Below are 15,024 nucleotides of genomic sequence, written 5' to 3' on the forward strand. Positions count from 1 at the left end.
GTTGCCTGCAGACGCTCAGGTCGCGGCGCAGTGTGCGCGGACGAAGTCGGCGTGCGTCGGCATCCGCTCCACCGCCATCGCCGCCGCCGCGGCGACGCGTTGCAGCCGCGCGGCGCCCTCCGCGGCCGGCATCGCCGCCGCCAGCGGATCGAATCCGTGCACGCGCAGGCCCTGCCCCTCCATCACCGCCAGCCAGCTGGTCTTGCTGAAGAGTTCGTCGGCCTCGCGGAACACCCGGCCCGATTGCGCGAAGACCTGCAGGCGTTCGGCCAGGCTGTCGGGGATCGGCATCGTGCGCGCACGCTCCCAGTACGCGCCGGGCCGCGCGGTGACGTGGAAGTGCAGAATGATGAAGTCGCGGATGCTGTCGAATTCCTGCGCCATCAGCCGGTTGTAGCGGCGGATGTCGGCCGGGTTGCCGGCACGGTCGGGCAGCATCTCCAGGAAGCGGGCGATGCCGGCCTGGATCAGGTGGATGCTGGTCGATTCCAGCGGCTCCAGGAACCCCGCCGCCAGCCCCAGCGCCAGGCAATTGCCGGACCAGAAGCGTTCGCGCCGGCCGGCACGGAAGCGCAGCGTGCGCGGCTCCGCCAGGGCCTTCCCGTCCAGGTTGGCCAGCAGCGTCGCGGCGGCGGCATCGTCGGACAGATGTTCGCTCGAATAGACGTAACCGTTGCCGGTGCGATGCTGCAGCGGAATCCGCCATTGCCAGCCCGCCTCGCGTGCGGTCGATCGGGTGTAAGGCGTGAACGCCGGCGAGCGCTCCGATGGCACCGCCACCGCGCGGTCGTTGAACAGCCAATGCGACCAGTCGACGAACCCGGCATCGGGCGCGTCCGCGATCAGCAGGCTACGAAAGCCGGAGCAGTCGATGAAGAAATCGGCATCGATGCGCGTGCCGGACTCGAGCACGAGCGCGGCGATGCCGCCGTCGGGCGCACGCCGCAGCACCTGCTCGACCTTGCCCTCCAGCCGCGTCACGCCGCGGCTCTCGGCGTACTCGCGCAACAGACGCGCATACAGCGAGGCGTCGAAATGGAAGGCGTAGCCCAGCCGCGACAGCAAGGCATCGCCTTGCTGCGGCCGCATGAAGCGCCCGCGCATCGCCGCCAGGGTATTGAGCGAATACGCCGCCAACGGCGCGGCCTGGCCGCTGCGGTGCATGCGCCGCCACAGGCCGTCGAACGGCACGGTGCCGAAGTCGAGGCCATAGGTGCCGAATGGATGGAAATAGCGCTGTCCCGGCTGCAGCCAGTCGACGAATTCGATGCCCAGCTTGAAACTGCCCTGGGTGGCGCGCAGGAACGCGTTTTCGTCGATGCCGAGCAAGGCGTTGAACAGCGCGATCGGCGGAATCGTCGCCTCGCCCACCCCGACCGTGCCGATCGCCTCGGACTCGACCAGAGTGATACGCGTGGCGCTTGCGCCGAGCACGCGCACCAGGGCCGCCGCGGCCATCCAGCCCGCCGTGCCACCGCCGACGATCGCGATGTGGCGCAACGGCTCGCCGGCACTCACGTCCGTTGCCACCGGCACCGCTGCGCTACCCAGCGTGATCCCATCTTCATCGGTCCCTTGCATGACATCGATCGCAGGTGCCCGGCCCATGCAGGCATGGGCCGGATGCGGTCCGCTTCGATCGCCGAAGCGGACCCCCAGCGCATCAGTACGTGACCCGTGCCGAGAAGCCGTAGCGCCGGTCGTTGAGTTCGTACCGCAACGGCGCGCTCGCCGTGCCGATGTAGATCTCGTTCATGCGGTTGTTCAAGTTCACCGCGTCGAACGACAGCGCGACGTGCTCGTTGACGTTGTAGCTGACCGAGGCATCCAGCGATGCGTAGGGCTTCTGGTATTGCGGAATGCCGTTGGCGCCGCTGCCCTGGGTGGTGTCCAGATATTCGCCACGCCAGCTCCAGGCCAGGCGCGCGGTGATGGGGCCCTTCTCGTACAGGGCCACTGCGTTGTAGCTGTGCTTGGACAACTTCTCCAGCGGCACCGTGGCCGGGATGTCGGAGCCGGCGGTGGCGAAGGGATTGGACACGCTGCTGTCCACATAGGTGTAGTTGAACTGGAACCCCAGGCCGCTCAGCCAACCGGGCAGGAAATCGTAGAACTGCTGGTAGGCGAATTCGGCGCCGCGGATGGTGCCGTTACCGGTGTTGAGCGAAGTGCTGATGTCGTAATCCAGGCCGTTGTAGTTGCGCACCACGGTGCCGCTGGCCAGGAAGCCATTCACCTTCTTGTAGAACAGGCCGGCGGTGAGCGAGCCGGCAGGAGCGAAGTACCACTCCAGCGTCGCATCGTAGTTGTCCGACTGGACCGGGCGCAGGAACGGATTGCCCGAGGAGCCGCCGGGCCGCCCGGTGATCGGATTGAGCTGGCTCGACGCGCCCAGCGAGACGTTGGTCGACATCTGGTCGAAATTGGGCCGCGCGATCAGCTGCGAATAGGCCAGGCGCGCCTGCAGGGTGTCGCTCAGGTGCGCGCGCAGGTTGAAGCTGGGCAGCACGTCGTTGTAGGTGCGTTCGACCGACAGCGGGGTAATGCCGCCGCCGTCCAGGAACACCGCGCCGTCAGAGCCGGTGGTGGTCTTGAGCAGGCGCACGCCGATGTTGCCGTCCAGGCGCAGCCCGGCGATCTCGGTGTCGTAGTCGGCGGCGAAATAGCCGGCCCAGGTCTTTTCGGTCTGGTGGTTGAGGTCGCTCGGCTTGAACGCGGTCTGCGGCGCGAAGCCGAACAGCGCCTCGGTGCGCGTGGTGCGGTCGAACAGCCCGCCGCCGCTGGCGAACTCCGGATACAGCACGCCGCCGGTCAGGGTCTTGCCGTCGAAGAAGTCCGGCGACGGCCCATTGCGCACCAGTTCCGGATGCGCCGAGACCGACGGATAGACCAGGCTCGTGGCGCAGTTGGGATCGGGTCCGTCCACGCCCAGGCAGGCCGCGTTCCAGGTGCCGCGCAGGTCGATGCTGCTGTCGGCGTAGCGCACGCCGGCGCTGAGCTTGGTGAAAAAACCGCCTTCGGTGAAATATTCCAGGTCCGATTGCAGCGCCAGCTGGTCGGCGTCGTTGCGGGTCAGCGCATCGGCGATATAGCTGGCGGCATAGTTGTTGGGATCGCTCAGCAACGCCGGATCGCGCACGTTGAAGCGCGGGTTGCCGCCGCGCAGGTCGAAGTCGACGATCGAGCGGTTGAGCGCGTTGCTGCTGTCCTCCGAGGCGCGGTCGTAGAGCGAGACGACGAAGCCGTTGCGGTCGGCATCGTAGGACGAGGTGAGGTATTGCGCGTCGAACGTCACCGCCAGCTTGTCGCTGGGATTCCAACGCAGATTGAGGCTGTAGTTGGTATTGGTCGAGGTGAGATCCTGGTCGTATCGCGCCGACTCGAACATCTGGTTGTCCAGCGCGCCCGAGGTCGCGTAGCCGTTCTTGTCGAAGGTGAAGTCCGCGCCCGCCAACGGCGACGCCGCCTCGCGTCGGTTGGCCTGATAGAAGTACTTGCCCTGCCGGTAGAAGTCGTAGGTCGTGCGCAGGAACTGCCCGGTGACCAGCACCGTATCGGACGGCTTCCACTGCAGCGCGGCCGCCGTTCCCAGGCGCTTGCGGTCGCCGCCGTCGTCGTAGATCTGGAAGCCGGAGGGAATCTGCGCGCCGCTCGGCGCGCCGGCGATGACGCCGTCCGGCACCGCCACGAACGGGCCGGTCAGGATGCCGTCCTGGCGATAGCTGGAGCGGCCATAGCCGACGTTGAACAGCACGCCGATCTCGCCGGCGTCGGTGTCGAAGCGGTCGCTGTACAGGCCCGAGGCCGATCCGCCGGTCTTGTCGGCGCGGTCGTAGTAGTTGCCTTTGACGGTGGCGCTGAGGACCCGGCCGGGCGCATCGAACGGCAGCCGGGTGCGCAGGTTCACTACGCCGCCGACACCGCCCTCGATGATGTTCGCAGGCGGATTCTTGTAGACGTCGATACCGGACAGCAGCTCCGGCGGAATGCCTTCCAGGTCCAGGGTGCGGCCGCCGGAAGCGGAAAACGTATCGCGCCCGTCCAGGAAGTTGCGCACCTGGGTCAGGCCGCGCACGGTGACCGCCGGCTGCGTGCGGTGATCGAAATCGGTGGCGCCTTCGCCGTAACGGCGCTGGATCTGCACGCCGGTGATGCGCTGCAGCGCTTCCACCGTGTTCGCATCCGGCAGCTTGCCGATGTCCTGGGCCTGCACCGAATCCACGACCTGTGTCGCGTCCTGCTTGATCGCCTGCGCCGAGCGCAGGCTTTCGCGCACGCCGGTGACCGAGATGCTGTCCAGCGTCTTGACGTCGCCGCTGGCCGGCTGCGCAGCGGCATCCTGCCCGCCCTGCTCGGCAGGCGCGGTGGGCGTGGCCTGTGCCCACGCCAGGACCGGCGTCAGCATCGCCAGGCCCAGGGCGCTGGCGAGGGGATTCCTGTGCTTCGGGTACTTACGCTTGAAGGGCGCACGGCTTGTCATTCGAACTCTCTCCGGTACTGACGAAATTGACCTGCGTATCGAAACCGACATCGGCCTTGAAGCTGCGCGCGATGGACAGCGAAGTTCGTGCCGGTGATGGCGACAACTACAGCGACAGCAAGCAGTGTTTTCCAGCTATGTTCATATTTATATGACAATTAGAGAGGGCGCACGTTGCGTCGCAACATGACCTCAGCGCCTGCGGTCGCAACGCTGCGCACTTGTGATGCCGGCCTTTGGCGCCCGCACGCCAGCGCTGACACCGGTTGTAGATGCGTGCGACGGCGCATCGCAACGACGCACCTGTCTACGAAATCGGCCACGTACGCGTGACGTCGCGCACGCAATCGCCGAGTCGGCGCCCGTAGCCTCGGCATGCACCTTGGAAGTGGGTGCAACGGCATCCGGTCCCCTGCCGGATGGTCCTGTCGTCTTCTAGCAGAAGGAAGATCCATGAATCGCAAGCACGCGTTGTATCTGGCCTTGCTCGCCGGCATCTCCGGCCTTTCCCCCGTCGCCATGGCCGCCAATCCCCCCGCGGCCGAGATGGACTCCGCTCCCGTCGAAACCAGCGCCAGTGCCGCCGCGCTCGGCGGCGCCGAACTGCGCAGCCTCGCCATCGGCAGCGCGCATGCGCCGCGGGTCATCGAACTCGGCGCTCCCGACAGCGCCCAGGCCGCGACGATGAAGCAACTGCGCGGCCAGCAGGTCAAGCATGGCCAGCCGCTGCAGATCGGCTTCTCGCGCGACATCGCCAAGCCGGCGATCAACCTGCGCCGGCTCAACTGGCAAAGCCTGCCCAACGGCGCGCAGGTCACCAGCTTCGAGATCGTCTCCACCGATGCGGCGGCGCTGCGCGCGGCATTGCAGCTCAGCGGCAGCGGCGCCCAGCCGGGCGACCCGAGCAAGGCCACGCTGCGCTTCGCCGGCGACGACGGCCGCGTGTTCGAACAGAGCGGCGCCGATTTCGCCGGCAGCGAGCCGGGCTGGTCCGCGGCGGTGTCCGGCTCGCGCCTGGTGGTGGAGATCGAACTGCCGGCCGGCCAGTACCCGCAGGGCTTCGCGCTGAAGATCCCGCAGATCTCGCACATGGACATCAATCCCGTCGCCAGCGAGGAAATGATGCGGCCGATGATCGGCGAGAGCGATTCGTGCGAGCGCGACATCGTCTGCCGCGCCAGCCCCAGCAGCGGCTTCACCTCGGCCGCCAAGTCGGTGGCGCGCATGGTGTTCAGCACCAGCAGCGGCTCCTACCTGTGCACCGGCACCCTGCTCAACAACAGCAACTCGCCGAAGAAGTACCTGTTCTGGACCGCGGCGCACTGCATCAGCACCCAGACCGTGGCCAACACCCTGCAGACCTACTGGTTCTACGACGCCACCACCTGCAACGGCTCCACGGTCAGCTCGTCCTACACCACGCTCAGCGGCGGCGCCTACCTGCGCCACGCCAACACCACCCGCGACACCTCGCTGCTGGAACTGAAGACGGCCCCGCCCAGCGGCGCCTTCTATGCCGGCTGGAGCAGTTCGGCGATCGGTTCCACCGGCACCGCGATCGAGGGCATCCACCACCCCGCCGGCGACGTGAAGAAGTACTCGCTGGGCAGCGTCACCGCGCTGTCGTCCTCGATCGACGGCAAGTCGCCGCTGTACAAGGTGGTCTGGAACACCGGCGTCACCGAAGGCGGTTCGTCCGGCTCGGGCCTGTTCACCGTCAACAGCAGCGGCGCCTACCAGTTGCGCGGCGGCCTGTACGGCGGCACCTCCTACTGCAGCGCGCCCAGCGATCCGGACTACTACTCGCGCCTTTCCGACGTGTATTCCAGCATCCAGCCGTACCTGAGTCCGTAAGCCCAGGCCCGGGAGGGCCTTACTCCCGGACCCGGACAGGCCACGCCGCGCGCGTGGCCTGTCCCTACGGCCCGCCACCACCCCGGCACACAGGGGTTACACTGGGGGCCCCATCTCACATACGGCAGGCATCCACTTGGCAAAGCCCAACTATTCCTTCGAAAAACGTCAGCGCGAAATCGCCAAGAAGAAACAGCAGGACGAGAAGGACGCGCGCAAGCGCGAAGCCCGCGAGGCGGCCAAGGCCGCAGCGGACGCCGAAGCGAAGACGCCCGACAGCGGCACCTGAGCGGCGCCGGCGGAACCGGTCGCGTACCGGCTCCCGCCACTGCGCGCAGCCCGCAGTGTCGCCAGCCATGCGCAGTGGCAGGCGCCATCGCCTCCTGTTGCGACTCAGGCGACGCCGGTGGCCGGCGGAGCGGCAGCGGTGGACGTGGAAGGTAAGGTCGCCGGAAACCAATCCGCGCGTGCCAGCCAGCCCTTCAGGAATTTGTCGTCGGCCGGGCGCTCCTGCGCCAACCGGTCGTAGTAATCGATCCGGCCCTGGCGATACGCCGCATAGACCTGCGCCTGGTCGGCCGCCTGCAGCGCCGCCAGCGTGACAGGCCCCATTTCCCCGTCCGTGGCCAGGCCTGTCGCTCCCAGCTGCAGCAGGACCCGCTGCAGCAGCAGCACCGCCTCGGTCCCGGCATTGACGTAGAAATCGAACAGGATCTCGGCCAACAGTTGCGAGGCGATCTGATCGCCGTCCAGCTTGTCCCAGTAGGCAGTCCGATAGATGACGCCGGCCTGCTCCGGGGTCAGTGCGCGCAGTGCGTCCAGCGTCGGCTGCTCGCCGAGCAACGGCTGCGCATAGCGCTCGAACGTCGCCAGGGTGATGCCGCGGTTGGTAGCGCCGCCGGGATCGGCCGGATCGTCGACGAAGCCCCCTTCGAACTGCAACAACTGCGGTAGATATAGATCCAGCGATGCCATCGCGACGCACTCCTTGACCAACGAGAGGACTTGCAGTGTGGCACCGAAGCGGCGTCCATAGCTGTGCCCCAGGGAACAACTTGCGTGGCCGGGACGCTGCACGGACGCAGGCGACGGACGGCGCCTACACGCCCCGTCGACGCCTCCGTCACGACCCGCCTGCGCGCGGCAATGCACAGTGCCGGCAGGCATTCACGCCCTATCGGAGACCCGCATGGCCAGCCCACAGGAACTGGAAGAGAAATTCTGGAAAGCGCTCAAATCCGACCGCACGGTCATGCTCGGCCTGGACGGCGTGGAAGACGGCCATGCACGGCCGATGACGGCGCAATTCGAAGGCGACCGCGGCGGTCCGATCTGGTTCTTCACCTCCAAGGACAACGCCCTGGTGCAGAAGCTGACTCAGAGCCAGCGGGTCATCGCCGCGTTCAGCGCCAAGGACCACGACCTGTTCGCCAGCATCAGCGGCACGCTCAGCGTGGACAACGACCAGGCGGTGATCGAGCGCCTGTGGAACGGCTTCATCGACGCCTGGTACGAACAAGGCAAGGACGATCCCAAGCTGGCGCTGCTGCGCCTGGATCCGGACCACGCGCAGATCTGGCTCAACGGTTCCAGCCTGGTGGCCGGCATCAAGGTGCTGTTCGGCATCGACCCCAAGCGCGATTACCAGGACAAGGTCGCGGACGTGCCGCTGCGCTGAGCTGCATGGTGCGACGCCGTTTCTGGCACAGGCCTGGATGGCGAGCATCCTTCGTCAACTCCGTGCGGCGGCTTACACAGTCGTCGCACCGGCTACGGCGCGCTTCGCGAAGGATCACTGCGAATGCGCTGCCGCACTGCTTCCAACAAAATGCCTTCGCTGATTCGCAACGACGGATCGAGTTCGCCCTGAGCGCACTCCTGCGCCTGATCCAGCAACCGCAACGCCGATGCATCCTCGCCGCGCTGCACCGCCATCAGCGCTTGGCAGCGCATGCGCAAACTGGGGATCGACCAGTCGATTTCAGCAGTCAAGGTTGCATCCAATGGCGCAGCGTCGGTCTCTCCTGCCATCGCACGCGAGAACGACAATTCGCACTGCAGGATTGCGATCAACTGGGAAAAATGCGCCGCGGAGTGCTCGGGCAAGGCCGCGATCTGATCGGCGACGGCGACCTCCAGCGCCGCGGCATGCCGCCATTGGCAGCGATTCTGCGCCGCCTTCAGCACAAACCAGCTATGGAACAGCCACCAGTCGCCTTGCGCCAGCAAGGCCACCCGCTCCGCGGGCAAGTTATCCGCGGTGATGCCCTTGCATGACAAGCCATTGAGTTGGGCCAGCACCAGCTCGGGCCGGTCCGCATCGAGTCTGCGCGATAACCCAAGCAGATACAGACCATCGTTAGGTCCGATCGCCGTCCGCGTCGGTATCAAGTTGGCCAATCCGACTGCCAGGTTGAGCACCGCGAAACCGACGCAGAATGCACCCATGCGCGCCTGGACCCCCAGATGCAACGCCAGCGCGCCCGTCAGCAGCGCCACCAGCAGATTCGCCGCAGGGCCTCCGGCGCTCAACACCGCGTATTGCGGGCGCAGCGCGGCATACGGATTGATCAGCGCCATCACATAACCGGCGTAACCGGACCGTCCGCGTTGCCATCGCACGCGCCAGCCGCGGCGGCGCGCAAGCATCTGCAGCGGGCCGATCTTCATCATGTACACGGTCATGCCCATGCCGCGTGCGGCAAGCAGGTGGCCGTATTCGTGCACGGCGAGCGTGGCCAGCAGCATGGCCGGGAGCAGGCAGACCGCCAGGATCTCCAGCGAGCGCGGAATCCACACTCCGGCCACCGCCGAGCAGCCGATCAGCATGGCGCCCACTCCTACGGCCAACAGCACCATCTGGAAAAACTGCAACACCCGATTGGCGTTCGGCGAAGGCGACCACGCCTCGGACGCAGGCTCGATCGCGCTCATGGCCCGCGCCGATATGCGGAGCGGGAGCTATCCGATCTTGCCGGCTCGCGCGAGCACCGGTGGTTCCGCGCCGGAGCGCGCGTCTGGAGCATGGCGTGTTGCCGTCGCAGCGTCGCTACGCCTCGCCTGCATCTCCTGTTCTGTTGTTTCATCGCGCGGCGGGATCCTCGTACACGGCCAGCATGTCGGCGGCCGCCAACGCGCGGTTGTGGCGCAGCGACCGCGCCAAGCTATTTCCGGACTGAAGTGCGGCCGCAGCGCCCTGCTCCTCGAGCGCATGTTGCAACCGCGCAGGCAGCCCCCAATCGGCCGAGATGGCTTTCGCGCAGGGCGCAGACCAGGTTTCCAGGAGGCCGGCGATCAGCTGCGGATCCGGACGCACTCCAGGATGCTTGCCATGCGCATCGCGGACCACCTGCACCACAGCCACCGCGGCCAGTCCATACAGCAGCGCCAGCAACTGCACCCCATTCGGATCATCGCGCTGCATTGCCTTTGCATCGCCGGCCGTGGCCTTGGCCGACAGCAAGGTGTGCTCCCACAGCAGCGCCGCGCAGCGGCCGAACGCGCTGCCGTCGTCGGCGATGACCGGCTGCAGCAGCGCGGCCAGCACGATCTGGCGCAGGCCCTCGGTGCCGAGCAAGGCCACCGCGCGCTCCAGGTTCTCGATCGGCTCGGCGTGGCGGCGGTACGCGGCGCTGTTGGCGATGCGCAGCAGGTTGCCGGCCAGCGCCGGATCCTGGCCGAGAATCGCGGCGATGGCCTGGGCGCCGGCATCGGGATCGTTGATCGCGCGGGTCAGCTGCGGCAACAGCTGCGGGCGGCGCGGCGTATAGCGCGGATGCGCATCGATGCGCGCCAGGACCGCAACGGCCGCCGCGGCGATCTCGGCCTGCCCGGCACGCGACGCCGCGCTCGGTTCGGGCGCAGGCATGCCGGCGAACGCCAGCGCGTACAGGCGCAGCAACAGCGCGGATTCCTGCTCTGCGGAAAGTTCGGCGGCAGTTGCGGCCAAGCCCTGCTCCGGCTCCGCCGCGATCGCCGCGTCCGTGACCGCGTCTTCGGCGGCGGCACGGTGCGCAGACGCCGCGGCTGTTCGCGCAACGGCGATCGGCACCACAGGTCCACGCGGGCGCCCACGGCGCCACATCCAGCCGCCGATGCCCAGCAGCAACACGACGGCAACGCCTGCAATCCAAATCGACGGCACCATCATCGGCATCCGCAAGGTCGCCAGATCCCCCACCCGGCTGGAAGCGCAGCCCTGGCCAGGCGCGCCACGCCATTCAAGCATGGCGCGCAGATTCCTGCTTGAACGGCGGCGCCGGCCTGCACGCGAAGCCGCAGCGACTGCGCGGCGCTGGCGCCCTGCACGCTCAGGGCGCCGGCGCAGCCGCCGCGCGATGCCCGTAGCTGAGCACCCGCGTCAGCTTCCAGCCGTCCTGGTCCTGGCGCCACACCATCACGAACTTGGCGATACCCTCGCAACGCCCGCTGGCCAGTTCGCAGAAGCGGTGCTCGCCTTCCTCGATCGCACCGAAGTCCTTGACCGGGTAGACCCGCAGCGTGCCGTCCACCAATTCGCGACGCACCTTGCCGCAGATCCACTTGCGCGTGTTGTCCACCACGGTCTTGCGGTCCCAGCTGGCCCCACCGGTGTCGTGATAGAACTCCACGTCGGGCACGAACAGTTGCTCGAACGCCGCCATGTCGCAGCGGTTGTAGGCGCCGAACAGGCGCTGGTCCAGCGCGGCGACCGTGTCGAACAGCGGCCCCGCAGTGCCGTCCTCGGCCGGCGCCGCGGCCCGCGCGGTCACCGCGCAAGCCAGCAGCAGTAGCGATCCCCAAATCTTCATCCGCCGCACCCCCTAGTCGTCGATGCGCAACTATGCGTCTCCCCAGGCCGCGCCCGCAATGGCGCCAGGCGCATGCCGCAGCCAGTGGGCTGGGCGGCGGCAAACGCAGACATGGATGGCTGCAGGCACCCTCAGCGCACGCGCCGCAGCCGCCGTTGGCCGGCGGCTACATGTTGCGCCGGTACTCCCCGCCCACTTCGTACAGCACGTGGCTGATCTGCCCCAGGCTGTGGGTCTTTACCGCCTGCATCAGCGCGGCGAAGACGTTGCGGCGCTCGCGCGCGGCACGCTGCAGATAGCCGAGGCCGGCCGCATCGCCGGGAACAGGCGCGCCTGCAACTTCGCCCGGTTCTGCTGGCAGCGGCTGCGCCGGCGCAATGCCGTTGCGGCGCTGCTGCCAGTCGCGCACGTTGGCGATCTGCTGGCCCTTTTCTTCCTCGGTGGAGCGGATCAGCTCGATCTGGGTCGCGGTCTCGCCGGCGTGCTGCTTGGGCAGGAAGGTATTGACCCCGACCAGCGGCAGGCTACCGTCGTGCTTCTTGTGCTCGTAGTACAGGCTCTCTTCCTGGATCTTGCCGCGCTGGTACATGGTGTCCATCGCGCCGAGCACGCCGCCGCGCTCGCTGATCGCCTCGAATTCCCTGTACACCGCCTCTTCCACCAGGTCGGTGAGTTGCTCGACGATGAAGCTGCCCTGCCACGGGTTCTCGCAGAAGTTCAGCCCCAGCTCCTTGTTGATGATCATCTGGATCGCCACCGCGCGGCGCACGCTTTCCTCGGTCGGGGTGGTAATCGCCTCGTCGTAGGCGTTGGTGTGCAGGCTGTTGCAGTTGTCGAACAGCGCGTACAGCGCCTGCAGCGTGGTGCGGATGTCGTTGAACTGGATCTCCTGCGCATGCAGCGAGCGGCCCGACGTCTGGATGTGGTACTTCATCATCTGGCTGCGTTCGTTGCCGCCGTAGCGCTCGCGCATGGCCCGCGCCCAGATGCGCCGCGCCACGCGGCCGATCGCGGTGTACTCCGGATCCATGCCGTTGCTGAAGAAGAAGCTCAGGTTGGGCGCGAAATCGTCGATGCGCATGCCGCGCGCCAGGTAGTACTCGACGATGGTGAAACCGTTGCTCAGGGTGAAGGCGAGCTGGCTGATCGGGTTCGCCCCGGCCTCGGCGATGTGATAGCCGGAGATCGACACCGAATAGAAGTTGCGCACCTTCTGCTCGACGAAATACTGCTGGATGTCGCCCATCATGCGCAGCGCGAACTCGGTGCTGAAGATGCAGGTGTTCTGCGCCTGGTCCTCCTTGAGGATGTCGGCCTGCACCGTGCCGCGCACGCTGGACAGGGTCTGCGCCTTGATCTGCGCATAGGTCTGCGCGTCGACCAATTGATCGCCGCCGACCCCGAGCAGGGCCAGGCCCAGGCCGTCGTTGGTGGGCGGCAGTTCGCCGTGATAGCGCGGCCGCTGCCGGCCCTCGAACAAGGTCTCCAGGGTCTGCTCGGCCTGCGCCCAGCGCTGCGCATCGGCCTTGAGGTATTTCTCCACCTGCTGGTCGATGGCGGTGTTCATGAACATCGCCAGGATCATCGGCGCCGGGCCATTGATGGTCATCGACACGCTGGTGGTCGGCGCGCACAGGTCGAAGCCGGAGTACAGCTTCTTCATGTCGTCCAGGGTGGGAATATTCACCCCGGAATTGCCGATCTTGCCGTAGATGTCCGGGCGCGGCGCCGGATCCTCGCCGTACAGGGTGACGCTGTCGAAGGCTGTGGACAGGCGCGCGGCCGGCTGACCCACGCTCAGGTAGTGGAAGCGGCGGTTGGTGCGCTCCGGCGTGCCCTCGCCGGCGAACATGCGGATCGGGTCTTCGCCGGCACGCCGGTACGGATAGACGCCGCCGGTATAGGGATAGCTGCCGGGCAGGTTCTCCTTGCCGAGGAAGCGCAGCAGTTCGCCCCAGCTCTTGTAACGCGGCGCGGCGATCTTCGGGATCGGCTGGTGGCTCAGCGACTGGCGGTAGTTCTCCACGCGGATCGCCTTGCCGCGCACTTCGTATTCGGTGACTTCGTCGGTGATCGACTTCAGCCGCTGCGGCCACTCGCGCAGCAACTTCAGCGATTCGCTGGACAGCGTCTGCAGCGCATCGTTGTAGCGCTGGCGCAGCAGCAGCAAGGTCGCATCGACGGCCACACGGGCCATGGCGGGCGCGTCCGCGCTGCGAGCGGATGGCTGCAATTCCTCGACTGCATAAAGCTCCAGCTGCTTCGGCAACTGCGGGTCCTGCAGTTCCTGCAACGACTGCCAGAACGATTGCGCGCGATCCGCGGCCTCGGCCTGGCGCTCGATGCCGGCGTTGAGCGCGCGGCCCTGTTCGGCGATCTCGGCCAGGTAACGCACGCGCGCGCCGGGGATCAGCACGGTGGCGCGCGGCTCCTTCAGCGTGGTGTCCAGTTGCGGCTGGAAATCGCAATGCGGCGACGGCGCGGCGTGGCGCGCAGCGTCGGTCGATTCGGCTCCGGGGCCGGATGCCTCCAGGCCCAGCTTCGCGCGCAACAGCCGGCACAGGTTGACGAACATCCAGCTGATGCCGGGATCGTTGAACTGGCTGGCGATGGTCGGATACACCGGCACCGCCTCGTCCTCGAGCTGGAACGCGACGCGGTTGCGCCGCCACTGCTTGCGCACGTCGCGCAGCGCGTCCTCGGCGCCGCGCCGGTCGTACTTGTTCAGCACCACCAGTTCGGCGAAGTCGAGCATGTCGATCTTCTCCAACTGGCTCGGCGCGCCGTAATCGCTGGTCATCACGTACACCGGGAAATCGACCAGGTCGACGATCTCCGAATCGCTCTGGCCGATGCCGGCGGTCTCCACGATCACCAAGTCGTAGCCGATGCCTTTCAGGAACGCGATGCAGTCCTTCAGCACCCGGTTGGTGGCCGCATGCTGGCGCCGCGTGGCCATCGAGCGCATGTACACGCGCGGGCTGCGCAAGGCGTTCATGCGGATGCGGTCGCCGAGCAGCGCGCCGCCGGTGCGGCGCCGGCTCGGATCCACCGACACCACCGCGATGCGCATCTGCGGGAAGCCGGCCAGGAAGCGGTTGAGCAATTCGTCGGTGACCGACGACTTGCCGGCGCCGCCGGTACCGGTCAGGCCCAGCACCGGCGCTGCGTGCCGGGTGCGGGATTCGGAATTGGGGACTCGGGACTCGGAGGTGCCTGGCAGGCCGGATTGCCACTGCTTGCGCAGCAGGGCCAACTCGGATTCGGAGAACGCGCCATCCTCGATCGCCGACAACACCTTGCCGATGCCGATCTCGTCGTCGATGTGCGGCAGCGAGGCGCCGGCTTGCCCCGGGTCCCGAGTCCCGGGTCCCGAGTCCCGCGAAAATCCCGAGTCCCGCGCGCGCGAAGCGCGCGCCACCACGTCCTCGATCATCTCCACCAGGCCCATCTTCATCCCGTCGTTGGGGTGGTAGATGCGCTCCACGCCGTAGGCCTGCAGCTCGGCGATCTCCTCCGGGGTGATGGTGCCGCCACCGCCGCCGAACACCCGCACGTGGCCGGCGCCGCGTTCGCGCAGCATGTCCACCATGTACTTGAAATACTCGACGTGGCCGCCCTGGTAGGAGGACAGCGCGATCGCGTCGGCGTCCTCCTGCAATGCCGCGCGCACCACGTCCTCGACGCTGCGGTTGTGGCCAAGATGGATCACCTCCGCGCCTTGCGCCTGGATCAGCCGGCGCATGATGTTGATCGCCGCATCGTGGCCGTCGAACAGGCTGGCAGCGGTGACGAAGCGCAGCGGGCTGGTGTCGGCTTGCGGCAGCGGCACGCGGGACGCGGGAATGCTCATCGGGAAGACATCGGCAAGAGAATGCCGCAATTCTAGGCGCGCAGCGC

General features: G+C 67.4%; 10 protein-coding genes. 3 read left to right on the forward strand and 7 right to left on the reverse strand.

Annotated features, from left to right (window positions below; translation table 11 throughout):
- Positions 1-15 precede the first annotated feature (15 nt).
- Both HEP75_RS14485 and HEP75_RS14490 read right to left on the reverse strand, forming a co-directional pair.
- Positions 16-1,458 carry a tryptophan halogenase family protein gene (locus HEP75_RS14485; protein ID WP_255424108.1) on the reverse strand — a complete coding sequence of 481 codons (1,443 nt, stop codon included), beginning with the start codon at positions 1,456-1,458 and terminating at the stop codon, positions 16-18.
- 205 nt (positions 1,459-1,663) lie between these two features.
- Positions 1,664-4,405, reverse strand: coding sequence for a TonB-dependent receptor (locus HEP75_RS14490; protein ID WP_255423866.1), 2,742 nt, complete (start codon positions 4,403-4,405; stop codon positions 1,664-1,666).
- Positions 4,406-4,933: 528 nt separating this feature from the next.
- Between HEP75_RS14490 and HEP75_RS14495 the strand changes: the two genes are divergently transcribed.
- Positions 4,934-6,334, forward strand: a complete 1,401-nt coding sequence (locus HEP75_RS14495) for a serine protease (RefSeq protein ID WP_185823990.1) — start codon at positions 4,934-4,936, stop codon at positions 6,332-6,334.
- A gap of 136 nt (positions 6,335-6,470) precedes the next feature.
- A complete protein-coding gene (locus HEP75_RS14500; RefSeq protein WP_179563714.1) occupies positions 6,471-6,623 on the forward strand; it encodes a hypothetical protein in 153 nt (50 codons plus the stop codon).
- 104 nt (positions 6,624-6,727) lie between these two features.
- On the opposite strand, the gene HEP75_RS14505 is transcribed toward HEP75_RS14500, so the two are convergent.
- Positions 6,728-7,309, reverse strand: coding sequence for a glycosyl hydrolase 108 family protein (locus HEP75_RS14505; RefSeq protein ID WP_185823991.1), 582 nt, complete (start codon positions 7,307-7,309; stop codon positions 6,728-6,730).
- 214 nt (positions 7,310-7,523) lie between these two features.
- Between HEP75_RS14505 and HEP75_RS14510 the strand changes: the two genes are divergently transcribed.
- Complete coding sequence (locus HEP75_RS14510; RefSeq protein WP_179563712.1) at positions 7,524-8,012, forward strand: pyridoxamine 5'-phosphate oxidase family protein; 489 nt, start codon at positions 7,524-7,526, stop codon at positions 8,010-8,012.
- Positions 8,013-8,104: 92 nt separating this feature from the next.
- Here HEP75_RS14510 and HEP75_RS14515 read toward each other — a convergent pair whose 3' ends face one another.
- The 4 genes from HEP75_RS14515 to HEP75_RS14530 all read right to left on the reverse strand — a co-directional run bounded on the left by HEP75_RS14515 (position 8,105) and on the right by HEP75_RS14530 (position 14,977).
- Positions 8,105-9,268 (reverse strand): M50 family metallopeptidase, encoded by a 1,164-nt coding sequence (locus tag HEP75_RS14515; RefSeq protein ID WP_185823992.1) that lies wholly within the window; start codon positions 9,266-9,268, stop codon positions 8,105-8,107.
- A gap of 148 nt (positions 9,269-9,416) precedes the next feature.
- On the reverse strand, positions 9,417-10,283 hold the full coding sequence (locus HEP75_RS14520; RefSeq protein ID WP_255423867.1) for an HDOD domain-containing protein: 867 nt from the start codon (positions 10,281-10,283) through the stop codon (positions 9,417-9,419).
- Positions 10,284-10,644: 361 nt separating this feature from the next.
- A complete protein-coding gene (locus HEP75_RS14525) occupies positions 10,645-11,124 on the reverse strand; it encodes a nuclear transport factor 2 family protein (protein WP_185823993.1) in 480 nt (159 codons plus the stop codon).
- A 166-nt stretch (positions 11,125-11,290) separates the two neighbouring features.
- Positions 11,291-14,977, reverse strand: coding sequence for a methylmalonyl-CoA mutase family protein (locus HEP75_RS14530; RefSeq protein ID WP_185823994.1), 3,687 nt, complete (start codon positions 14,975-14,977; stop codon positions 11,291-11,293).
- Positions 14,978-15,024 lie beyond the last annotated feature (47 nt).

Origin of the sequence: Xanthomonas sp. SI, assembly GCF_014236855.1 — a bacterium.
In the GTDB taxonomy this organism is placed as follows: domain Bacteria; phylum Pseudomonadota; class Gammaproteobacteria; order Xanthomonadales; family Xanthomonadaceae; genus Xanthomonas_A.